Here is a 23,863-nt window from a genome sequence, read left to right as displayed (position 1 = left end):
GTTACAAGCCACTGAGTCATTCTGCTATTGTACCTGTTTTGCCGCTGGCGACTACTTTTACCACAAGCGACTATTGATATGACACGACCGACCCATGCGTTAATTAACTGGTCAAATTTTCGACAGAATTATCAGTTGGCCAAGAGTAAGGCGCCAGGCAGTGCGTACGCTGTTATTAAAGCCGACGGCTATGGTCATGGCATGGTTCGTTGCGCCCGGGCACTGGGTGATGCCGATGGGTTTGCTGTGGCCTGTGTGGATGAGGGATTACTACTGCGTCAGGCCGGCATCAAACGCCCGGTATTGGTGTTGCAGGGGGCTTACGATGCCGACGAATGGCAAATCGCCAGCGCCCATAATCTGCAGCTGGTTGTTCATCATGCACAGCAGCTGGTTGAACGTGAACTGGCGACTCTGGAAAACCCTGTCGATGTTTGGCTCAAGATCAATTCGGGTATGAATCGCTTGGGTATTCGCGCAACCGAAGCCGAACCTCTGATGGCGCTGATCAATGACGATGACAAGCTTGAGCTAACGCATGTGATGACTCACTTTGCGGATGCTGATTTGGCTCAGCCGGAGGCGTTTTCCGCCGCAATAGAGATCATGAAAGCCCAGGACTGGTCGCTGCCTCTGAGTGTTTCCAACAGCGCTGCGACTATGACCCAATTGGCCGCCGAACTTGAGGGCGATGGCTCGGTAAGCCGCCCCGGCATTATGTTGTACGGCTCGTCACCGCTGGCGACACAATCGGCTGCCGACCTGGGCCTGAAATGCGTTATGACGCTGAAGTCGCAGGTGATTCACGTACACGACGTAAAAGCCGGCGAAAAAGTGGGTTACGGTGGTGATTGGACTGCCGAAAAAGACAGCCGCATTGCCGTGGTCGCGATAGGTTATGGTGACGGTTACCCGCGCCAGGCACCTTCCGGTACGCCAATTCTGGTCGAAGGTCACCGTTGTTCGCTGGTGGGCCGGGTATCGATGGATATGATTACTGTCGATATTTCTGAATATGCAGATATTCAGGTCGGCAGTGAAGTGGAATTGTGGGGTGAAAACATCGATGTCGATGAAATCGCTCGTTTGTGTAACACCATTGCCTATGAATTATTTTGCCAGCTGACACCGAGAGTGAAGCGTGTTGCCGCCGAGGGGTAGGTCGTTACTTTTTTGTATCAAAGAATTAAGTAAGTGTATTCATTTTCAAAGCAGCAACAGGATGTTGCGGTAGGATCTAAGGCCATGGATGGCCTACAGATCCGGCGGCTGAAAAAGAATGCACTTGGTTAATTCCAACGCATGGAATTAATTGAAATGGATCATTTAAAAGTCCGCGAATACTTATTATCCAAACCCGAAGCCTGGGAAGACTTTCCGTTTTATCCGGACGTTGCGGTGATGAAAGTCAAAAACAAAATGTTTGCGACGTTATCGCCTGCTAATGCCAAAGAAATCGAAGAGCACGGAAATCACTACCGAATGAACGTAAAATGTGATCCGGATGAAGCGATTCAGTTACGTGATGTATTTGAATCCGTAACTGCTGCTTACCATATGAATAAAAAACACTGGAACACCGTTATTCTTAACGGCGAAGTACCGATGGGCGAGCTGGAGCGCATGATCGACAATTCCTATGCGCTGGTGGTGAAAGGTATGACAAAAGCAGAGAGAAGGTCGCTTGAGACGGCGTATTCAGAAGGGGAGTTGTATGGGGGAGAGTAATGGTTATTCAAATTGACTAAAAAATCACCAGAAAAACTTTAATTGATAAGGCTGTTATAGTACGATTCGCGCTCTTTGTTCCCACTACTGCATGGAAGCGCGATGAAACAGCTTTCCCTTTTATTACTGATGGTAATCTCTTCTCAACTGGCATTGGCGTCAGTTAGTCTGAGAGAGGATTCGTTCGAATTATATGCAAAGTATTCGTCTGAAAGCGGGTTTCAATATTACTTCGCTCCAAAAGAACATCTTTTGCTTATTACGGCTGATGTAAGTATTCCCGTGCCGTATGAAGATCACTCGAACACTATTACTCCTTCCTCTGTAAATTACTTTCAGGATTATCTGTCTCTTACTGATCTCAGTGGGGGGGATATACCGAGTAATGCTGTAAATATTGATGACAGTTATGAGAAGTATCCGGGTGATTTTAATGGTGATGGGTATGGCGATATTTTATATCTTTACAAGAACAATGGGCTAGGAATTTCACCGAGTATTATTGCTTTTGGTCACTCCGAAAGCTCAAGAAATATAAAGCGTGTTGATTTTTATCAGAAGCTTGGTGGTGCCAAGGCAGATTCTGCAAGTATCGATATTGTTGTATCCGACGTAAATCAAGATGGTGCTGATGATATTACTGTTAGTCGGTCAGGTTATAGTGATCAGGTACTTTATTCAGGTGCGAGAGGTCTCCTTAATGTGAATGGTTCGGGAGTGTTGGACTACTCTCATCTACCCAAAGCAAAGAAGCCGAATGGCGGTACCATTATCGCTGGCTCTGATGGTGGTAGCTTTCGTGTGAGCGAATCAGGTACAGCGACTTATGCTATACCCATTGATGTACCGGTTGGGCCCGGCGGAGTTCGCCCTGATGTCAGTGTTTCTTATAATAGCAATTCTGGTAATGGCCTAATGGGAATGGGTTGGAGTCTAAATGCTGTCAGTACTATATCGCACTGTTCCATCGGCTTTGAAATTTCCGGTTCAGATACCGAAAGAAATAAGCCTGCCCTGTGTTTGGATGGAGCGCCCCTCAAGTCGTTCAAATTTGATTCCTTTAATTCTATAGAATACAGAACAGAGATAGACTCAATTAGTAAAATTACAAGAGAATTAAGTGGTGGTTATGGCAGAGTTGCGGATATCTTTAAAGTCCAGAAAAAGGATGGCACGTTGTGGCGCTATTCGTGGAAGGGTATACGCTATAGAGGTCTTATGTTTGGCTCAGACGGGGAGACAAGTGGGGCCTGGTATTTAGACAGCATTACTGATAACAAGGGTAATGAAATTAACTATACTTATGATTTCGCGACAATCAACGAATCTCCAGATGATGAATCTCTCTCAGATAAATATGTAATTTATGGCGGAATATCCCCTAGGCTGGATTCAATATCATATATCGGTGCTGTGATATCGTTTGACTATGAAAGCCGTGAGGATAAATCGGACCATTATGTATCTGGTATAGCCACCGAGTTAAATAGCAGACTAAAATCTATTTCAGTAACGAGTGACGATTTGGAGGTAGCTTCATACTCCTTTGATTATGGTTACGATGAAGCTAGTGGGCAATCACTTTTACGCTTTTATCAGCAGTGTCATGGATCACTTTGCTATGAGCCAGTTGAATTCGAATGGGAGGCGGCCGAACATAGCGGAGCTTACGAAAGGCTAACGTTGTTCAACAACGAATGGGGAGGAATGGGCCTACCATTAAAGCCAGAGTCGGTTAGTTTTGCAGATTTTACTGGCGATGGAATGCTTGATTTCTTGTCATACAGTCCAGATATGTACTCAGGTAATAAAGGATACATAGATGTCAATTACCCTATTAGAAAACTGGCGGACCAGCTAAACATATCAACGTCCGTTCGAAGTCGAGGAATGTTGACACCTAAAAAAGAATGCCACCAAGCCGCGTATGTCGATGATCTAGAGGATGGCGATACAGACATCTTATGTCGCAACGGAAATAAACTCTATCTTTTCTCTAATACAGGTGTAAAGCTTAAAAATATTTATCTTGGAACACTTCCAAGTGGTTTTTCAGGTGGGATGAAAATAACGGACTTTAACGCGGATGGCATTCAGGATCTTGTATATAAAAAATATGACGAAAACGCTGCTGATCCTGTTAAGTACAAGCACTATTATATAAAAGGTACGGGCTCTATTGCATCTTCTCTTTCCTCCGCCCTGTCCGGAAATGGAGCGCAGCATGAACTTATCTACAGCAGTTCACAACCAGATGATATTGTTCTAAATGTAGACGATCCAAACCTACCGCAAGGTTTCTTTTTCCAGCAAACTGCTACTCGAATGGGTTACAGACAACACCACTCGCATCGTGCTACTTATTACGTAGATGAGAAGATGAGCGAAACGCTCCTTCTTGATATAAACGGTGATGGCTATTCTGATGTCGTTAAGCCTGGGAAAATATATATTAACACCGGAAGAAAATTTAATCCTCCTATCACTATTGCGAGTGAATGGAGTCTCGAAACTGCAAAAATTGTTGACTATAATTTAGATGGTTATCCAGATATTTTGTATCCGGATGCAGCAGGTAAATGGAAGCTTCTTATTTCAAATGGACATACTTTGGTGCGTGCAGAAGCTCCGGACTTTTTACCAGACTATGTACAAGGGGATATTTGGCGAGTAATTGACTTACATTCAGATGGTATTTCTGATTTCGTGCGGATACACAAAGATGGTAAGAAAATCGAAGCTTATGTACATCGTGTATCAGATCTGAATCAGGTCTTGGCGGGTACGATTACACCTTCTTCTCGTATCAAAAAAGTAATCGATTCATCCGGCAATACAACAGTTAGCTACAAATCAATCAATGCGATAGTCGATACTGTATACAGGCCTGATACTGGATCCCGATATTTATCAGGATGGGGGTATGGTTCTACTATTATTGATATCAATACTTCGATGAAGGTAGTTAGTCACGTAAGTAGTAAAGCCCGTATTTATGCGAAAGCAGATGGGCAGGGTGGCTCGCTTGCAGATAAGCACATTAATGTATCTTACAGATACCAAGGACTAAAAGCCCAATTAGGGGGGCGTGGTAGTCTTGGTTTCCGTATATTGTCAACGTTGGATATGAACTCCGGCGTCAGAACTACAACCGAATATGCGCAGAAATTCCCTTATATAGGAATGCCAATAGCGACTGCACAAATCAAATTAGCAAATATAGCTGCAGACGATGCTGGATTTGCTGAAATAATCAACACAATTAAGGATAATGAACAACCATCAGGAGCAATGCTGAGAGCATTTTCTGTCTCCGCAGGCCCTGAGTTGTTAACAAAAGCAACGGACTATCTAGAGACGCAAAGTGGAGATTGGTGGAAGCCAGCGATTTGTGGCAGTTATTTTCCAGTATCTGAAGTTAATGGTTCAGTAACGTCAAGGTTACCAAATGAACCAACTGAAGATACTTTGCTGTCATGCTCTGTTTCTAAATTAAATAAGAAAATAATTAAGCAAGGTATATATTTCCCTTATGTCGAAGGCTCATCAGAGCATTTCTTCAGGGATGACGGTAAGGCAACATATGCGAAGGTTGTGGAAAGTCGCTATCAGGATGTTTCATCGGGAGATGTGCCTCTGTTTTCTGGCGACACAGTATCTGTCGAAAGTAAGACTTATGATCTGAGTAAATCAGGTTTGACGAGCGATGTGTTGAAAGGCAAAAGTTATTCTTCTACGGCCTTAGTACCTAGTTTCAGCACTTTGACACAGAATAAATTTGAGCAAAACGATTATGAGAAATGGCATTTAGGGCGATTAACAGAAGCAAAAGTTACTCATAAACGCGCGGGTAAGAAAGACGAAGAGCGTCTGACACAATTTACATATCGTTCCAGTGATGGACTGTTGGCAACAACGACTTCAGACCCTGACAAAACCGAATTGTCAGTCTTGACTGTTTATGACTATGATTCCTTCGGCAACAAAAAATCGACTGAGGTGAAGTCTGCTCCAGGTGTTGATAGTAAGTTAGCCTTTTGGAGAAAGAGTGAGGTTGAGTACGACAATAACGGGCGCTATCCAGTTAAAGAGTATGTTTATACGGCCAATAATACTTCCTCCAAGCGCTTAGTAAAACATATTACATCCAGGAATAATTTAGGCCTTGTTGTTCGTGCAGACAGTTATATTGACGCATCCAACAAATTAAGTATTGATACCGATTATGATAGTGCGGGCCGAATAAAAAACGTTACTAACTACTTTGCTGATGGTAGTTCGAAGCAAGTGCAAAGTAAGAATTACTATTTGTGCCGAGATTCATCAGTATGTCCTATTGCTGCATATAACTATTTGCAGACGAATTATGCAGCAGCGCCAAATACGCGTGAATTCTACGATGTTTATGGGCAGCAAGTTCGAACTTCGAAGATCGATTTCAGTGGAGAATGGGTTCACACAGACCGTGCGTTTGATGCGCAGGGAAGGGTTGTAGCTGTATCGAACCCGCATAAAGGGAATTCGTACTTTTCTAACGGGGTAATTGCTACAAAAACTCAATATGACTGGTTCGGTCGTCCGTATAAGATCACTCACCATGACGGAAGCCGAAGTGAATTTAACTATCGTGAAGATGATGTATTCTCAGTTACTGTTAATAACTTCGGGAAAAACTCAAAAGGGCTTGAGGAGCAGCAGAGCGTAACTACAACTAAGAATGCTGTTGGCGAAACCCTTCGTGTTGTTCGTAACGGAAATGATAAGCATGTAAGCACTTTCGAATATGATGTACAGGGTAATATGACTAATTTAATTACCGGTACGGACTCAAATACACATCAGATAGAAAACAAATTCAACAAAATTGGTCAAAAGGTTCAAACTATTGATTCTGATAAGGGAACCTGGACTTACGCCTATAATGCGAATGGGCAGTTATTGCGCCAGGCGAATGCTCTTGGCAATCTGAGCGTATATTCTTACGATAATCTCGGGCGGAAGACGAATGAGGTTGTGTACAAATCGTATACGGTTTCTGGTAGTGATCTGATGTCTGCCACTCCAGATGCCTCGAAGATTGAATCGAATGTTACTACTGTTTATGACACTCAGCCCTATGGTTGGAATAAACCGACATCTGTTACCGATAGTATTTCTGGGTATTCGAAAACCTATACCTATGAGCCTAAATTTGGCAAGACAGACCTGATTACGACGACATTTAAAAATGATTCAGGTTTCGCTGGGCAGAATACTTATTACTCCCGTTCGACTTATGATAATTATGGTCGAGTTCAGGAGCAGTTCGATGCTTCGGGTTTAAGTGCATCCAACCATCATAATGTGTCGCATCTGTTAACGAACGCAGCAGGTATTAAGAATATTTATGACGAGCAGACTGGGTATTTAAAGCAGGTAGTTGATGCAACCAATGTTCAATACAAATATTACGAAGTAAAACAAACAGACGTTTTTGGTAATATTGTTCGTTATACGTATGGAAATGGTATTACTACTACCAGAAAGTTTAGTGACCTATCTGGTCGATTGGAATCTGTTCAGGCAGGTAAAAGCTCTGCAAATGAAATTACTAATCTGGGTTATAAATTTGATGACTTTGGCAATTTGGCAAGCCGTGATGATTTGATTGGTGGTTTCAAAGAGACATTTGAATATACAGCTTTGAACCAGCTTGCTAAGGCTAAGACAGATGGAGCCTCGGTTAATTTCAATTGCACAAACTGTGAAGAATTTAAACGCAGTTATAACTTTACGCAAACCTATGATGTTAATAAACCGTGGCAGATCGCAACCAGTACACGTGCTACAGAAGGCCGTAATGATGTAGGCACGTATAAGCATTTGGCAGGCAAAAACCAGCTTGAGAGAATTACCTATGTCTCTGGTTCAGACTATATTCGTTATGTTTATGATTCTCAGGGTAATCGTACTCATCAATGGCGCAAGTCAGGCAGTGCTGCTGAACAGTTAATTCGCCAAGTTAGTTTTAGCTCTTTTGATAAACCGTTATCAATTACCAAAGGTGAATATCGTACAGATTTTGTATATGGACCTTCTCAGAAACGTGTTGTTCGCGAGGATTTCAAAAATGGCGTACTAACCAAGACAACTCGTTACGTTGGTGCAGTCGAGCATATTAAGGCAGGCTCAGAGCTCTATTTCCGTCGTAATATTGCCGGTGTAGCAGTTAAAGTAACTTCGGGGAGTAAGGCCGGTTTAACCTATCTGCATAAAGACCATGCAGGTAGTATAACTGCTGTTACCGATCAGAGCGGTGTGCTGAAAGATCGCTTTAGTTACGATGCTTATGGTAAGCGCCGTCAGGTTATTACAAACGGTATTGTCGGAAACCTGACATTACACGATTTTCTGAACAAAACGTCGGCTTCCACTAACCGGGGATATACCGGCCACGAGATGTTAGATGAAGTTGGCCTGATTCATATGAACGGCCGGGTATATGATCCACTTGCAGGGGTGTTCTTAAGTGCCGATCCTTTCGTTCAGGCTCCTGGTGAAATCCTTAATATTAACCGCTACAGCTATGTAAAAAATAACCCGCTGAGCTATACCGATCCAAGTGGGTTTTTCTATAAAAAAATACGACGTGCAGCAAAGAAAGCCTGGAAGAAAACCTGGAAGGTCGCAAAGAAAGCCGGAAAACTTTCCCTCAAGGTAGGTGGGGCGCTTGTAGCAGGGAAAGCAGGCTGGAAGGCAGGTGAGCGCCTTGGAAACTGGGCTGATGAAAATCAGAAAATGCTGCTTACTGTTGCGGTTACTATTGCTATGCCAGGTGGTTGTGTATATATGGCAATGTTGTCTGGTGCAGTGACTGGTTATATTCAAACAGGAACCTTAAAGGGAGCTGTTATAGGAGCCGCTTTTGCTGCAGCCAGCGCAGGCATAGGTAGATATGTTCCGACAACTGCGGGTAAGGCGCTTGCGCATGGTGTCTCCAGTGGATTGCGTTCTCGAGTTAGTGGTGGAAAATTCAGTGATGGATTCAAGAGTGCTTTAATTTCGAAAGCATTTTCCCCGGTTACAAACGGTATGTGGGATAACACGGCCGCTTATGATGGCCATCGAATTATAACTTCCGCGATTGTTGGTGGTACCGTTTCTAAACTCAACGGAGGTAAGTTTGAGAATGGTGCTGTTAGCTCCGCTATGATTCAGGCTTTTAATACAAACCCAGAAATGGCGAGAGAAAGGGCAAGAAGTGCAATAAATCTTTTCAAGGAAGGAGCAATTCATGATGATTGGATAAAGAGTAGACCTGAACTTGATAGTGAGTATGAGTTTGAAGTTTTTGCCCATGGAGATGAAAATAATGTGTTTGATGATCGTCTCGGCCTTAAAACCCCAATGACAGCACAAGAGCTGGCTAATATGATTCGAAATGACTCTGGTTATAGTGAAGGAATGCCTGTGCGGCTTTGTTCATGTAATACAGGTGCAAATAGTAACGGTTTTGCTCAGGATTTAGCTAACGAACTACAGGTAGATGTGACTGCTCCGAATCGCTATTGGCATCCAGGTATATTTGGAGGTCTAGATAACCAAGTTCGTGGACGATTTGGTTTCCCAAAAGGCGAATGGGTTAAATTTAATCCAAATATGTCTCCCAATTGATAAGAGGTAATTGTATGTTAAAAGCCTTCGGATTTCTTACTGCTTCTCTTATTTCAGTATTTACATTTTTGTTTGCTGAAATTATTACCCCAGGGATGTTTCTGATCTCTATTGATAGTGTAGCGGCTAAGTTGTATCAAATTTCCGTTGTTGTAATGGTTCTAAAAACGTCTTCACTTATTTGGTTGATTACTGGGTTCCTTTTTATATTTTTTGAAAATAGAGTGATTTTCTTTCTGGTTTTAGTACATCAGTTAAGCTTAGTTATCTTCTTGCTTTTAATTTTTTTTGTTGTGTGATTTTTTGCGGTTTTATGGGGGAATGTTGATGTTTTTAGGCTTAAATTAACTAGAAAGAAGCATGTTGCTTGTATGGTGCTGATTTACTTATTGTCAGGCTTTTCCGTATTTGATCATAAAAGCAGCCAAAATATGGTTTACATCGAAAATACCGCCGCTATTAAATACAGCGGCAAAGGCGCCGGTGCCAGCTTTGCTTTAATGGGTGCTATGGGACCAATGGGAGCTAATTCTGGTTTTTATCGTCGATGATGGGGGTGTTGGGAAAATTGATATTTAGTATGTCCATGGTTTTTTGTAAAGTTCGAATTTAGGATGTCATAATGAAAAAATTAGCAGTGTTACTCCTGTCCTTCGCCGCCAGTCTGTATGCCAATGCAGAAGTGGTTAAAATAAAGAATATTGGCTGTGATACCAGCAGCGGAACATGTTTTATTCTGCTGGAAGAGCCTTATAAGTCTCTGGATTGCCAGCACAATAATTCCCAAATCCGATTTAATCATACGAGTGCAGGCTTTAAGAACCAATGGCCAATTGTTATCGCAGCCTTTTTGGCTGAAAAACCTCTGCATATTTTTGCGACCAGTTGCTATGAAACTCAACCAACTCCTGCATACCTGTATATGAGCAAATAAATTGAAAAAGATATCACTACTGAGCCTGTTAGTACTACTCTCAAGCTGTTCCGTTCTTGGCTATAAAAACAGCCAGAACACGATTTATATCGAAAACACCGCCACCATCAAATACAGTGGCAAAGGCGCCGGTGCCAGCTTTGCTTTGATGGGCGCTATGGGGCCAATGGGGGCAGCTATCGGTGTCGCCATTGATGAAGGTATCTCCAAAGATATCCGGAAAAATATCGAAGCATCCGGCTTTGATCTTGTTGCTCACCTGTGTGAGCAATATAGAGAGAAAGAAGTCTATTGCGTTTCTGATTCTGATGGGGCTCGTCAGACCCTTGTTATTCAGAGTATTGATCTGACCAGTAAAGGGTCAGATGATTTAATGCAGCTTAAAGTAGAGGCTGTAAGCATAAGCTCGAAACTTGTTGAAACCCCGTTGGAGTATATGTCTGGTGAGACAACTATTACATTAGAGCAGGCTAAATCAGATAAAAACTCTGTTAGGCGTTTGTTTGAGGGAATCAACTTAACCAAAGAAGGAACTATGTAATGAAAAATCTGCTTTTAATACTGGTCTTTTATTCTGGTATTGTCCATTCAGCGGATATAGGACTTGGTAGAGTTTATGCTATCAAAAACTATGACTTTTCATCATATAAAGCGATAAAAGTGTATCTTGAAACGGATGCGACTAGAGTGACCGAGGCCTGTAAGGATGAATCAGGCTTCATTGAAGCTGTGTTGACACTTTCGAAACACTCTAAGGAATTTGTTGATCGTACGCTGAGTATTGCACTGTCGGCTTATCATTCTGGCAAAAAAACCCGGTTGTACTCTACCGGATCTGCTTGCGAAATTGATTTTATTGCAATTGAAGAGACCTACTTATAAGGAGATTTTTATGAAGAAATTATTAGCCATCTTCGTTCTAATGTTAACTATGTCCGACCTTGTCACGGCTGCTGAGTATTATCGTGGCCGCACTATTGTTGGTGCTGGTATATACGCATCTGGCGAAAAAAGCATCTTACTTTTCAAGATTGATGGCAGTTTATCAGAGATGGAGGAGTGCGCTAACACCAGGCGATTTAGTATCAATAGTGATGCTCCACACTACCAAGAACTCGTTAGTATTGTGATGACAGCTTATGCATCAGGCCAAAATAATGTTGATGTCTATGCAGATGAATCATGTGATTATTGGGGCAATGCTCAGGATGTTCTTGGAGTTAAAATGGGTGTGATGCCATGGTGATGGATTCTTTCAACTAAAATGGATGATATGAAATGAAAATTCTTAAATATGCAGCGTTATTAGTCGCATTGTTGTCAGTACCGGTGTCAGCAGGCACTACAGTGGCGAAAATCTCACAAATACTTTTATTTGATGGTGGCAACCTGGTGTATATCTACCCTGTTGGTGGCGTTAAAGAAGCGCCCGGATGCCATGGAAGTAATGGGGACTACATCTCATTCAGTATGGCCCGGCCAATGGCTAAAGAATACTTAAGCTTATTGATGATGGCTTTTGCTTCAGATAAAATGGTCGTTTTTTCAAATAAAGATGGTTGTTTTGATCAGAGCAATTCAGTCACATTAAACTATTTTATTGTGCAGTCTTAACTAAAAATAAGCCCCGGAATTTTATTAATTCCAGGGCTTATTTTTATCCAAATTTAACTATCAATCTTTAATTAATATAAAGACGTCCAGTCAATTTTCAGCATACCTTCACGTACACGTTGCGGGTGGTTGCCCACATCAATACGTTTCACTTCTTCACCGGTTTCATAGCTGATCACCGAAACCTGATCGGTTGCACTCCAGGAAATCAGGCAGTTTTTACCAGAGCGGTCTGTCACGGCCCAGTAAGGTTTTTTACCTAAGTCTTCGAGGATTTTGTATTCAAAGGTTTCACGATCAACGATGGCTGCGTAGTCACTCATTGTACCGGCAACACACAGCTTCTTATCGTTTTTGCTCATAGCCAGACCATGGTGAGCCGAGTCGTTTACGTAGCTGATTTTTTGCGTGTGAGGAACCAGGTTTGGCAGTTTGGCCAGGCGGGTTACTTTTTCAGTTTGCATATCAAATTCGATCAGGCCATGCAGGAACGACAGCTGGAAGTAGAAAAAGCGGAAGTCGCTGGTGTGAGCCATAGGACGAATAGCCGGACTCAGGTGACCTAAGCCTGCTTCATCCAGTTTGGCTTTGATGTCGAAGTCTTTGATGATTTCATCCGCTTCGGTGTCGTACACAAGGAACTTACGCTGACCACGGGTAGACTCACGTAACCGGTTGCACAACCGGTGGTGGTACTTTAAATAACCAGCGCAGCCAATCGATAAAACCAGCAGTGGTGGGTGCGCTGCTAAAAGTTAAAACGCTGAACAGGAGCAGCCCTGACGCTTTATTGCGCAGTGGGTTCATACATTATCCTTTTTCTGTTTTTTATAATTCGAGAGCTTTCATCTCGGAAACCGTACACTAGCTGAGCCATATTTAAGAGACAATGCAATTCCTTTAATGACAGAAATTGCAGTATTTATGGCGTAAATTGGGGCGGTTAAATGGGAAAGGTTTGATGATCTGGCGTAAGCACGCGAGTGAAGGGTCAAACTGTGCGAATGCAGCAGTGCCGCAGAATAATAGTGCAAGCTGAAGCCGACGCAGGCTCGCTAAAAGCCTGCGCACGGTGGTGACTATTCTTCAGAGAAGGTGTACTCAGAAACGATGGGGTAGTGATCGGATGGCCACACCAGTTCGCCATTGGCAAAGTTCAGGTATTTGTCTTTATCAATGCTGGAGCTGACTCGGCGGAACTCAGTTCCCTGTGCATCTTTGCCGCCGCTGTAGGTCCAGTCGACCGGGTAAACCGGTTGGCCAAATTTCCCTTCAATTTCACCGAAGTTGTGGAAGGTTTCTGAGTCATCCGGCAGAGTGCCCAGTGCCCACCAACGAGCATTTAAACGGAAGAAATCATCATTGATCGCCTGGCCATTTTTCAGCGCCGATAATGCAATCGACATGGGCAGGTTGAGGTAGTTGTCACCAAAGTTACCCATCAAGATCACCGGCTGCAGTTCACCGTCGACCATGGCTTTTTCAAAGATAAATTCACGCAGCTGGTTAATAGCAAAGGTACGCGCTGCGGTGATAATCAGGCTGTGGCCGGCGTCGTCCGGCTTTTTGTTTTCATACATCTGGGTGTTGAACAGCCATAACTCGCGGTTGGTGCCTTTGTCGCGAACCTTGGCATAAGTGAACATTCGGTTTTCAAACTCACCAAAATCAATGGCGATGTTCTTTAATACCGGCACCGCCTGGGTGCCAATGTTAATGGCAATTTCAGCGATGCCCTTTTCGGCAGCAGCAGCCAGGGCATTATTTTTGAGTTCTTTAAAGCTGTACCAAAGGTTGCCTTGTTCGAGCACCTCGAAACGTACTTTGTTGTAATAAATGGCGTTAAATTTACCAATGGTCAGGCCGTCGTCACCCTGACCGATGCGCTCATAGGTGTCTGATAATTTGCTGTTGGTGTTATTCCACAGTTCAATAATTGAAACGCCAATCTTGCCGCCAGCGTGGTGGAAGCCGGTGTCCAGTGATGCCAGCTGAGAGTTATAGCCTTCCTGGGTGCCAACAAAATCCGGGTTATGGTGTTCAATTCCTCGAATCACTGCGCCGAAGCGATTCTTCCAGATTTGATTACCTTCATCGGTTTCCGGTTCTTTATCGCGCAGATTAAAAGTCATGGCTTTGTAGTCATCCGATACCGGAACCGGTACCTCGCTCATGGCCAGTATTTGAGAGCTGAGAATTGACGCCAAAGTACCCAGCAGGCAGCGTTTCAGTAGGGGTGAGAAAGTAGCTTTCATACAATAGGTCCCTTTTGTTATTGGTGTGGGAGATGATTGGAAGCAGATCCGATCAGACTGTTAATGGTACGATCGTTTTGTTGCGAAGGGAGTTTAGGCGTGTTGCAAGCGGCTGAACAGGGCAATTGGCGACCAACTACCTGTGGCTGGATAATTGGCTCAGGATGATCAATAAAGATGCTAGAATCCGGATTCTTTTTTCTGAATGAGTGGCCAACCGTGACTGCAAACAAAACGGATCATCTTCATGGGGTTACCCTGGAAGCGCTGTTGAATGAGCTGGTGAATCAGTATGGTTGGAAAACGCTATCGGGTTGGGTACGCATTAACTGTTTTCGTTCTGATCCGAGTATCAAATCCAGCCTCAAGTTTCTGCGCCGAACGCCTTGGGCACGCGCTCAGGTGGAGGCGGTGTTTGTTGCTTATAAAGAAGGAAAAGATAACCAGCAAATCAGTGCCATTGTAAAAGATATGGCCGGATTTTCCGCCAAGCAGAAATCGCCCGTTGCGGCTAAGCCGGGCGGGAAGGTGAATCCGTGGGGAAACTCCTGATTAAGAACCAGAGATTTTGTGATCGGTAGTCTTGGCGCATGCGTTTTTAACCTCTGAAGTATCGATAATTCCGAATCGATCCATAATGTTCTGAAAGGTGCCGTCTGCTTTTATTTCTGCCATGCCACGATTGAAATCAGCAACGATCTGACGAAACTCTGGTGCCTTTCTGGAGACGGCCAGATACAGGTGGTTGCGCTCCAGTGGCGGCTCTATCCAATCGATCTCATCACAGTGGTTGTTAAACTGGGTGCGAATAATGTCGATGCCTTGTTTCATGTCCATCACTGCCAGGTCAACCCGGCCGCTGATGAGCCGTTGCATATTCACGGAATTATCTTTAGCGGCCTCTTTATGGAGGTAATCGGCTCTGGCAAAGGCGGGAGGATAGGCGTAAGCGATCACCGTACCGATGGTGTAAGGCTGCAAGCTTTGAACATCGGTATAACTGATGGACCGCTCTTTGCGTTTGAAAAACACCACATCGTTAGCAGGCAATGGGTCTGAATAGAGCGCGAACTTCTCCCTTTCTTTACGGTGCCAGACGGTAAAAAGCCCGGTGATCTCCCCCTCTCGGGTGTAGACCAGTGCTCTGGCAAACGGGAGTGACTGCACCTGGATATTTCGACCACTGCGTTTGAAGGCTTCAACAACGGCCTGGTGTATATAACCGCCACCTTCGATGTCTTTGGAGTGATAGGGTGGATAATGGTCAGTCGCAAAAATCAGCGGTTGATCATTATTCTGAGCATGGCTGTGAATGCCAAATAATATAAGGCTTAGTAGTAATAGAACGCGTGTCATAATCACCACCTGAACGTGCGGACTCTCAAAGGCTGTTTCTTCCAGTATAGAGCGCAGCTCCGAAGCTGTTAATTTTCTTAAGCTGTCAGTCTGTACGGCCGCAATATGTTACCGAACGGGTTGCAACAGTCCGTTGCTTTAACTCAGCGCCATTCCCTTCTATTGTTGCATCATTCACTGCTGTATTCTGCTTGTGGACAGCAGTGCGTAAACACATTGGAGATTAACCATGATTAAAGCTTACGCAGCCACTGAGCCGGGTGGTGAGTTAAAACCGTTTGAATACGATCCGGGTCCGCTTGGCGATCACGATGTTGAGATAGATGTCGAATATTGTGGTATCTGCCACAGTGATTTGAGCATGCTGAATAACGAGTGGGGTATTACTCAATTTCCGTTTGTGCCCGGTCACGAAGTCGCGGGTAAAGTGTCTGCGGTTGGTAAGCATGTTGCTAAGTTGAACATCGGTGATCGCGTTGGTCTGGGCTGGCACGCGGGCTACTGCAATGAATGTCAGACGTGTATGGAGGGCGATCATAATCTGTGCAGTTCTGCCCAGGGTACTATTGTTGGGCGCCATGGTGGTTTTGCCGACAAGGTTCGCGCTCAGGCATCCAGCGTTGTGGCCTTACCGCAAGGTCTAGATAGCGAGAAAGCGGGTCCGCTGTTCTGCGGTGGCATCACAGTTTATAACCCGATGGTTCAGTTTGATGTGAAGCCGACGGCTCGTGTTGGTGTCGTTGGAATCGGTGGTTTGGGCCACATGGCGTTGCAATTTCTCAATGCCTGGGGGTGTGAAGTCACCGCGTTTACGTCCTCCGAGTCAAAGCGTCAGGAAGCGCTGGAGCTGGGGGCTCATCATACGCTGGACTCTCGTGACAAAGAGGCATTGAAAACGGCGGCTAACAGCTTCGATCTGATTCTTTCGACCGTGAATGTCTCGCTTGATTGGAACAGTTACATCAATACGTTAAAGCCGCGTGGCCGGTTACACCTGGTCGGTGCGGTGCTGGAACCCGTAGCCGTGAGTGTGTTCGCTTTGATGGGCGCGCAGCGCAGTGTCTCTTCATCGCCAGTGGGTAGCCCGGCTGTGATTGCTGAGATGTTAGATTTTGCTGAGCGTCATAATATCGAACCTAAGGTCGAAGTTTTTGATATGGCCGACGTCAATAAGGCCGTCGAGCGGTTGGAGAACGGCAACCCACGGTATCGGGTGGTGCTAAAGAAATAGCGCACCGAAAGCCCGATTTCAGCCAGGATGTGGCGGGGGGATTCTGTCCCTCTGCACACCGCATTGAGCACAGGAAAAAACACGCAAAGAAATTTACCCGCAGGGGCTCTTCTGGTATCCTGCCCTCCCATCTTGAGTGAAGCATTGGCAACTCTGACCGACAAAGGTTGGTGACCCTGCTGAGTCTTCCGTTTTTATATTTATCTTCTCGTTCTGCGGACCTTCTATGACACGATTTATTTTCGTTACGGGTGGTGTTGTTTCTTCTTTAGGGAAAGGCATCGCTTCAGCATCTCTGGCTGCTATTCTGGAGGCGCGTGGCCTCAAGGTCACCATGCTTAAGCTCGACCCATACATCAACGTGGACCCGGGTACGATGAGCCCATTTCAGCACGGCGAGGTGTTCGTAACGGAAGACGGTGCAGAAACGGATCTGGATTTAGGTCACTATGAGCGTTTCATCCGCACCAAGATGTCTCGCCGCAATAACTTCACCACCGGGCGTATTTACACCGACGTGCTGGCCAAAGAACGTCGTGGCGATTACCTGGGTGGCACGGTTCAGGTGATTCCTCATATCACTGACGAAATCAAACGCCGTGTGCTGGAAGGGGCAGAGGGTGCCGATGTGGCGCTGGTTGAAATCGGTGGCACCGTCGGTGACATAGAATCCCAGCCATTCCTGGAAGCGGTTCGCCAAATGAAGGTAGAGCTGGGCTCCAAACGCGCACTGTCGATGCACCTGACACTGGTTCCTTACATCGCCACTGCCGGTGAAACCAAGACCAAGCCAACTCAGCACTCCGTGAAGGAGATGCGTACTATTGGTCTGCAGCCTGATATTCTGATTTGTCGTTCTGATCACACCATCGATGCTTCATCACTGCGCAAGATTGCTCTGTTCACTAACGTTGAGGAGCGTGCCGTCATCCCGCTGGAGGACGCCGACACTATTTATAAAATCCCGACAATGCTGAATAAGGCGGGTCTGGATGAGTACATCGTGGAAAAATTCGACCTCAGCTGCAATGAAGCGGATCTGTCCGAGTGGGCGGAAGTGGCAGATGCCAAGCTGAACCCGGAGCGTGAAGTTCATATCGCCATGGTTGGTAAATACATGGAGTTGTTGGATGCCTATAAATCGTTGATCGAGGCTGTTGATCATGCCGGTATTCACCACAAGGTGAAGGTCAAAATCGACTTTATCGATGCTGAAGACATTGAACGTAAAGGCACTGACATCCTCAAGGATAAAGCCGCGATTCTGGTTCCGGGTGGTTTTGGTAACCGCGGTGTGGAAGGCAAAATCCAGACGGTTCAGTACGCGCGTGAAAACAAGATTCCATTCCTGGGTATCTGTTTAGGTATGCAGAGCGCGGTCATCGAATTCGCTCGCAACGTAGTTGGCTTGACCGACGCGCATTCTTCTGAATTCAGCAATGACACTCAGCACCCGGTTGTTGGTTTAATTACTGAATGGACGGACGCTTCTGGTAATACGGAAACTCGCACAGAAAACTCGGATCTGGGTGGCACCATGCGTTTGGGTGGTCAGGAGTGTCGTCTGACTGAAGGCTCCAATACGGCGCTGGCGTACGGTTCCGACGTGATTGTCGAGCGTCATCGTCACCGTTACGAAGTGAACGCCAATATGATTGCGCAGCTCGAAGAAGCTGGTTTACGCATTGCGGGTCGCTCCATTGATGGCGACCTGGTTGAGGTTGTTGAAGTGATTGATCACCCTTGGTTTGTGGGTTGTCAGTTCCACCCTGAGTTTACGTCTACACCACGTGATGGACACGGACTGTTTAAAGCATTTATCGCTGCTGCCTTAAAGCAAGATCAATAAGCAGTCAGTGAATTAACCGGATAACAAGCTTTCAAAGGAGCGTTTCCTGAGCCGCTAATACAAAACATAAACAGATTACGACGTGCAGTTATTGTTATAAATGAGCGTTCAGAGTCTGTTTTTGAACGCAGTAGAAGCGAGGCAGGAAACTCCCGAACAGAATTTTTTTACGGAGATTAAAGAAGTTATGGCCAACATTATCGACATCAAAGCACGCGAAGTTCTGGACTCACGCGGTAATCCAACCATCGAAGCAGACGTTACTCTGGAAGGTGGTTTTTTTGGGACTGCTTGTGCGCCAAGTGGTGCCTCTACCGGTACTCGTGAAGCGCTGGAACTGCGTGATGGCGATAAGAGCCGCTACCTGGGCAAAGGTGTCCTGAAAGCGGTTGAAAACGTAAACACCGTTATTAAGTCTTCCCTGCTGGGCATGGACGGTACTGATCAGCGTGCTCTGGATCATAAAATGCTGGAGCTGGACGGTACTGACAATAAAGCCAACCTGGGTGCGAACGCTATTCTGGCGGTATCTCTGGCGGCAGCGAAAGCCGCTGCGACGGCTAAAGGTGTTGAGCTGTACGAACACATCGCCGACATCAATGGCACTGCGGGTCAGTACTCTATGCCTGTACCTATGATGAACATCATCAACGGTGGCGAGCATGCAGACAATAACGTAGACATTCAGGAATTTATGGTACAGCCGGTTGGCGCTCCGACTTTCGCTGAAGCGCTGCGTGCGGGTGCTGAAATCTTCCATAGCCTGAAAAAAGTTCTGTCTTCTCAGGGCCTGAACACGGCAGTTGGTGATGAAGGTGGTTTTGCTCCGAACCTGGCATCTAACGCTGACGCGCTGGCGGCGATTAAAGAAGCGGTTGCGAATGCGGGTTACGAGTTGGGTAAAGATACGACTCTGGCTCTCGACTGTGCTTCCTCCGAATTCTATGTTGATGGCAAATACGACCTCAAAGGCGAAGGCAAAGTATTCTCGGCTGAAGAATTCTCTGACTACCTGGCAGAGCTGTGTGATCAGTACCCAATCGTTTCTATTGAAGACGGTCAGGATGAATCCGATTGGGATGGCTGGAAGTATCAGACTGAAAAACTGGGCGCTAAAGTGCAGCTGGTGGGCGACGATCTGTTCGTAACCAACACCAAGATTCTGAAAGAAGGTATCGAAAAAGACATCGCTAACTCTATCCTGATTAAGTTCAACCAGATCGGTTCACTGACCGAAACTCTGGAAGCGATCAAGATGGCGAAAGACGCGGGTTATACGGCTGTGATTTCTCACCGTTCCGGCGAAACGGAAGACACCACTATTGCTGATCTGGCAGTTGGTACTTGTGCTGGTCAGATTAAGACCGGTTCTCTGTGTCGTTCTGACCGTGTTGCTAAGTACAACCGTCTGCTGCGCATTGAAGAGCAGCTGGGCGCGAAAGCTCCATATAATGGCCTGAAAGAAATTAAAGGTCAGTAATCTGAGCGAGCTGCGTTGTTGTCGTGGCGGTAAAAAAGATCTCAAAATGCTCACTGACTTGCCAAAACGAACTTTGCTTTGGCCCCAGGGGGAGCAACGCGGATACTTATGTTAATAAGTGCCGCGTCTGAGATTTTTTTGCAAAGCGACAACGGCCTTGCTGACGTTTGGATATTCAAACTGAGGTGTCAGCGAAAAATAACAAAAAGGAGGGCTTATGCGTTGGTTGATTTACACACTGATCCCGGCAGCTTTATTGCTGATCCTTTTATATCGTTTATGGTTTGATGATACGGGCCTGATTGCCAGTGAAACATTGCAGCAGGAAATTGAACGGCTGCAACAAGACAACGACGTCCAGCAAGATCAGAATGATTCGTTATTAGCTGAAGTGAAAGACCTGAAAAGTGGTAACGAAATTCTCGAAGAAAAAGCGCGCGAAGATTTGGGTTTGGTGCGCGAGGGTGAGACCTTTATTCTATTTGTTGATCCTGCGAAAAAATGACCTCCAGTACCTCCCTACCACACACTGACTCTCCAAAGTTCTGGCCTATTTTACCGGCCGCGGGTGTTGGCAGCCGCATGCAGGCCGATCGTCCTAAACAATATCTGTCGTTGCACGGTCAGTTCTTAATGGACCATACGCTGCAGGTGATGCTGAGTTATCCGAAGTTTGAGCAATTGGTGCTGGTGTTATCGCCAGGTGACCCATACTGGCCGGAAAGCACTTTCGCCAGTGACTCTCGGATTATTCAGGCAGACGGGGGCAGCGAGCGATGTTACTCCGTATTAAACGGCTTAAAAGCGCTGGAAGGCATTGCTGCTTCGGATGACTGGGTAGCGGTGCATGATGTTGCCCGACCTTGTTTACGTCATTCTGATTTAGATGCACTGTTTATGGCGCTGGAAAATTCATCAGCGGACAATAACGCTGTGTGTGGTGCCATCTTAGCGTCACCGACCCGCGATACCATGAAGCGTGGTATCAAACAGCAGGATGGTACGGTTACGATTGATCATACGGTTGAACGTGAGCAATTATGGCATGCGTTAACACCACAGGTATTTCGTTATGCCGAATTAAAACAGGCATTGGAATACTGTTTACAGAATAAACGGGAAGTAACTGATGAAGCGTCCGCGCTGGAGCAGATACAACAATTACCGTTATTGGTTGAAGGCCGGGCTGACAATATTAAAGTGACCCGTCCGGAAGATCTGGCGCTAGCCGAGTTGTTTTTATCCCGGCGTTAGTTTTATCCAGACGTGAGTTTTATCCAGACGTGAGTTTTGTGTTGGGTGGCGCTTACCGTTTTACATTAATTAAACACTGAGATCAGATTATGCGTATTGGCCACGGCTTTGATGTTCACAAATTTGGCGAAGGTGAGTTTGTTACCCTCGGTGGTGTTCAGATTCCTTATGAGAAAGGCCTGCTCGCACATTCTGATGGTGACGTAGCACTGCACGCACTGTCCGATGCGTTGCTGGGGGCTGCAGCATTGGGCGATATCGGTAAGCACTTCCCGGATACTGACGATGCTTACGCTGGAGCCGACAGCCGGGTGTTACTGCGCCATGTTGTCGGCTTGATTCGTGATAAGGGTTACCGTATTTCAAACGTCGATATTACCATTGTTGCTCAAGCACCGAAGATGGCACCGCACATACAGGCGATGCGAGAGAACATCGCCGCTGACCTGAATGTGCGCCTTGATGATGTCAACGTAAAAGCGACCACCACTGAAAAGTTGGGTTTTGAAGGTCGCAAAGAAGGCATCTCAACCCATGCGATTGCGCTGCTATTAGCGGCAGAATAAACAAAGAATTGATTGAATGACTGAATCTGCATTACCCGCTTGGCCAAGGTTATACCCACAAACTGGTGCAACCGGTTGGCTGAAATGCCATAACCAGGATTTTTGTGTGGTCGAGATTCCGCAGGTGCTGCCTTGTGGCGAGGGTGAACACATCTGGCTTGAAATTGAAAAAAACGGTGTCAACACGGGCTGGATTGCCAAGCAACTTGCCGAGTTGGTTGGCGTAAAAGAAATGGATATCGGTTATGCCGGATTGAAAGACCGCCATGCGATTACCCGTCAATGGTTCAGCATTTATTTACCCTTGGTGCGCTTGCCCAATGGCGAACCGGATTTTTCTGCTGTTGAAAAGAACCAGGACGGCGAACAAATCAAAGTCCTGCAGGTGCGTCGTCATTCGAAAAAGTTACGGCGTGGAGAGTTGCTCGGTAACCGTTTTGAAATCCGGCTGCGCGATATCGGTTACCAGGAGGGTGGCGATAAAGCGGCGCTGGAACGAAATCTGGAATTTGTTAAACAAAGCGGCGTCCCCAACTACTTTGGAGAGCAGCGCTTCGGTCATAACGGCGGCAATATCGAGGCGTCACGTCAGATGTTGAGCGGTGAGATACAGGTTAAAAACCGCAGTAAGAAAAGTATTTATCTGTCAGCGGCGCGTTCGCTGATTTTTAATGAAGTGGTTGCTGCCCGCATTAACCGGCAGACTCAATCGCTGATGTTGGAAGGCGACATTGCCGCGGATCAACAGCTGAATGGTCAGCCAATTGCCACTGCGCCACTGTGGGGGCGAGGCCGGTTGCAGACCAGTGGCGAGGTACTGTCGCTGGAAACGGAAGTGGCCAGCCTGTATGCCGATATCTGTGAAGGGTTGGAGCACAGAGGTTTGAATCAGGAACGTCGTGCCCTGATTGCAGGGGTGGATAACCTGGCCTGGCAATGGTCTGATTCCGATCCACAGATGGCTGCCAGCGATGACCCGGCCTGGCAGGGCAGCAGCGGCGAAGATTTAACGCTCTGTTTTTCTTTGCCAAGTGGGTATTATGCCACTTCTGTCATTCGTGAGTTGTTATCTCCACGGGAGCGAACACCGGTTTGGCAAACTGACGCTGCGTCGCAAACCAACAATCAATCGCTTTAGACCCGGAATTGACCATGAAACTGATGCTCTCCAATGATGATGGTGTACACGCCCCAGGCCTGCAAACGCTGGCCCAGGCACTGGTTGAGCAGGGTCATCAGATTAGTGTGGTTGCACCTGACCGTGATCGCAGTGGCGCCAGTAATTCATTAACGCTGGATCGTCCATTACATCCGATTGATCTCGACAATGGTTTTATCAGCGTTAACGGCACGCCAGCAGATTGTGTTCATCTGGGAGTGAATGCATTTTTTGATGGCGAATGCGAACGTGTGATCTCCGGCATTAATGCCGGTGCTAACCTGGGAGACGACGTTCTATACTCGGGCACCGTGGCGGCCGCGATGGAAGGTCGCTTTCTCGACAAAACACCCATTGCCGTTTCCCTGGTGGGGAAACAGCACTTTGCTACGGCAGCCCAGGTTGTAATCGACTTACTTCCACGTATTGAAAAACTGAATCTACCGGCCAATTCGGTGATCAATATCAACGTGCCTGACCGTCCGTTTGCGCAGCTTAATGGTTACGCTATTACCCGCTTGGGTCATCGTCAGCGATCAGCAAACCCGGTGCTCACCACCAATCCGCGCGGCAAGGAATGTTACTGGATTTCAGCCGCTGGTGATGTTGCTGATGCTACAGAAGGGACCGATTTTTATGCGATTGAACAAGGTAAAGTGTCTGTCAGCATCATTCATATGGACATGACACTGCACGCTGTTCAGTCTGACGTTGAACCATATTTCCAGGATCTGATCCGCGAGTGAGATAGGCAGTGAACGAGCAATATTTCGCCGGTATTGGC

Annotated in this window: 22 protein-coding genes and 1 pseudogene; 19 read left to right on the top strand and 4 right to left on the bottom strand. The window is 46.0% G+C overall.

The annotated features are described in order from the left end of the window. Window positions 1-78: 78 nt before the first annotated feature. The 10 genes from alr to MK185_10265 all read left to right on the top strand — a co-directional run bounded on the left by alr (window position 79) and on the right by MK185_10265 (window position 11,929). Window positions 79-1,161 (top strand): alanine racemase, encoded by a 1,083-nt coding sequence (alr, locus tag MK185_10310; GenBank protein ID MCH2041013.1) that lies wholly within the window; start codon window positions 79-81, stop codon window positions 1,159-1,161. 156 nt (window positions 1,162-1,317) lie between these two features. After that, window positions 1,318-1,728, top strand: coding sequence for an MmcQ/YjbR family DNA-binding protein (locus tag MK185_10305; GenBank protein ID MCH2041012.1), 411 nt, complete (start codon window positions 1,318-1,320; stop codon window positions 1,726-1,728). Window positions 1,729-1,830: 102 nt separating this feature from the next. Next, entirely contained in the window at window positions 1,831-9,381 is a 7,551-nt protein-coding gene (locus tag MK185_10300) for a hypothetical protein (protein ID MCH2041011.1), read from the top strand. Window positions 9,382-9,395: 14 nt separating this feature from the next. Then, entirely contained in the window at window positions 9,396-9,680 is a 285-nt protein-coding gene (locus MK185_10295; GenBank protein MCH2041010.1) for a hypothetical protein, read from the top strand. A gap of 72 nt (window positions 9,681-9,752) precedes the next feature. Then, a complete protein-coding gene (locus tag MK185_10290) occupies window positions 9,753-9,932 on the top strand; it encodes a hypothetical protein (protein ID MCH2041009.1) in 180 nt (59 codons plus the stop codon). A 71-nt stretch (window positions 9,933-10,003) separates the two neighbouring features. Further along, the gene (locus MK185_10285; GenBank protein MCH2041008.1) at window positions 10,004-10,315 is read left to right on the top strand and encodes a hypothetical protein; all 312 of its coding nucleotides are present in this window, start codon (window positions 10,004-10,006) and stop codon (window positions 10,313-10,315) included. A 1-nt stretch (window position 10,316) separates the two neighbouring features. Then, window positions 10,317-10,856, top strand: coding sequence for a hypothetical protein (locus MK185_10280; protein MCH2041007.1), 540 nt, complete (start codon window positions 10,317-10,319; stop codon window positions 10,854-10,856). After that, the gene (locus MK185_10275) at window positions 10,856-11,197 is read left to right on the top strand and encodes a hypothetical protein (GenBank protein MCH2041006.1); all 342 of its coding nucleotides are present in this window, start codon (window positions 10,856-10,858) and stop codon (window positions 11,195-11,197) included. The genes MK185_10280 and MK185_10275 overlap by 1 nt, the downstream gene beginning before the upstream one ends. Window positions 11,198-11,207: 10 nt before the next feature. Beyond that, window positions 11,208-11,561 carry a hypothetical protein gene (locus tag MK185_10270; protein MCH2041005.1) on the top strand — a complete coding sequence of 118 codons (354 nt, stop codon included), beginning with the start codon at window positions 11,208-11,210 and terminating at the stop codon, window positions 11,559-11,561. A 32-nt stretch (window positions 11,562-11,593) separates the two neighbouring features. Next, entirely contained in the window at window positions 11,594-11,929 is a 336-nt protein-coding gene (locus tag MK185_10265) for a hypothetical protein (GenBank protein MCH2041004.1), read from the top strand. A 71-nt stretch (window positions 11,930-12,000) separates the two neighbouring features. On the opposite strand, the gene MK185_10260 is transcribed toward MK185_10265, so the two are convergent. The 3 genes from MK185_10260 to MK185_10250 form a co-directional block, all read right to left on the bottom strand. After that, entirely contained in the window at window positions 12,001-12,564 is a 564-nt protein-coding gene (locus tag MK185_10260; protein ID MCH2041003.1) for a hypothetical protein, read from the bottom strand. A gap of 28 nt (window positions 12,565-12,592) precedes the next feature. After that, window positions 12,593-12,736, bottom strand: a complete 144-nt coding sequence (locus MK185_10255) for a hypothetical protein (GenBank protein ID MCH2041002.1) — start codon at window positions 12,734-12,736, stop codon at window positions 12,593-12,595. A 272-nt stretch (window positions 12,737-13,008) separates the two neighbouring features. After that, the gene (locus tag MK185_10250; protein MCH2041001.1) at window positions 13,009-14,184 is read right to left on the bottom strand and encodes a hypothetical protein; all 1,176 of its coding nucleotides are present in this window, start codon (window positions 14,182-14,184) and stop codon (window positions 13,009-13,011) included. 177 nt (window positions 14,185-14,361) lie between these two features. Between MK185_10250 and MK185_10245 the strand changes: the two are divergent. Continuing rightward, window positions 14,362-14,604: pseudogene (locus MK185_10245) on the top strand (VF530 family protein). 132 nt (window positions 14,605-14,736) lie between these two features. Here MK185_10245 and MK185_10240 read toward each other — a convergent pair. Then, on the bottom strand, window positions 14,737-15,540 hold the full coding sequence (locus MK185_10240) for a transporter substrate-binding domain-containing protein (GenBank protein ID MCH2041000.1): 804 nt from the start codon (window positions 15,538-15,540) through the stop codon (window positions 14,737-14,739). Window positions 15,541-15,769: 229 nt separating this feature from the next. Between MK185_10240 and MK185_10235 the strand changes: the two genes are divergently transcribed. The 8 genes from MK185_10235 to surE all read left to right on the top strand — a co-directional run bounded on the left by MK185_10235 (window position 15,770) and on the right by surE (window position 23,825). After that, complete coding sequence (locus MK185_10235) at window positions 15,770-16,771, top strand: NAD(P)-dependent alcohol dehydrogenase (GenBank protein ID MCH2040999.1); 1,002 nt, start codon at window positions 15,770-15,772, stop codon at window positions 16,769-16,771. A 226-nt stretch (window positions 16,772-16,997) separates the two neighbouring features. Further along, entirely contained in the window at window positions 16,998-18,620 is a 1,623-nt protein-coding gene (locus tag MK185_10230; GenBank protein MCH2040998.1) for a CTP synthase, read from the top strand. A gap of 187 nt (window positions 18,621-18,807) precedes the next feature. After that, window positions 18,808-20,100 (top strand): phosphopyruvate hydratase, encoded by a 1,293-nt coding sequence (gene eno / locus MK185_10225; protein MCH2040997.1) that lies wholly within the window; start codon window positions 18,808-18,810, stop codon window positions 20,098-20,100. Between the two features lie 217 nt (window positions 20,101-20,317). Then, a complete protein-coding gene (locus MK185_10220) occupies window positions 20,318-20,605 on the top strand; it encodes a septum formation initiator family protein (GenBank protein ID MCH2040996.1) in 288 nt (95 codons plus the stop codon). Continuing rightward, a complete protein-coding gene (gene ispD / locus MK185_10215; GenBank protein MCH2040995.1) occupies window positions 20,602-21,354 on the top strand; it encodes a 2-C-methyl-D-erythritol 4-phosphate cytidylyltransferase in 753 nt (250 codons plus the stop codon). The genes MK185_10220 and ispD overlap by 4 nt, the downstream gene beginning before the upstream one ends. A gap of 86 nt (window positions 21,355-21,440) precedes the next feature. Further along, on the top strand, window positions 21,441-21,920 hold the full coding sequence (ispF, locus tag MK185_10210; protein MCH2040994.1) for a 2-C-methyl-D-erythritol 2,4-cyclodiphosphate synthase: 480 nt from the start codon (window positions 21,441-21,443) through the stop codon (window positions 21,918-21,920). A 16-nt stretch (window positions 21,921-21,936) separates the two neighbouring features. Continuing rightward, the gene (locus tag MK185_10205; protein MCH2040993.1) at window positions 21,937-23,058 is read left to right on the top strand and encodes a tRNA pseudouridine(13) synthase TruD; all 1,122 of its coding nucleotides are present in this window, start codon (window positions 21,937-21,939) and stop codon (window positions 23,056-23,058) included. Between the two features lie 14 nt (window positions 23,059-23,072). Further along, a complete protein-coding gene (gene surE, locus MK185_10200) occupies window positions 23,073-23,825 on the top strand; it encodes a 5'/3'-nucleotidase SurE (protein ID MCH2040992.1) in 753 nt (250 codons plus the stop codon). Window positions 23,826-23,863: the final 38 nt, after the last annotated feature.

It is taken from the genome of Saccharospirillaceae bacterium, assembly GCA_022448365.1.
Classification (GTDB): domain Bacteria; phylum Pseudomonadota; class Gammaproteobacteria; order Pseudomonadales; family Oceanobacteraceae; genus Bacterioplanoides.
This window is presented reverse-complemented; position numbering and strand designations above follow the sequence as displayed.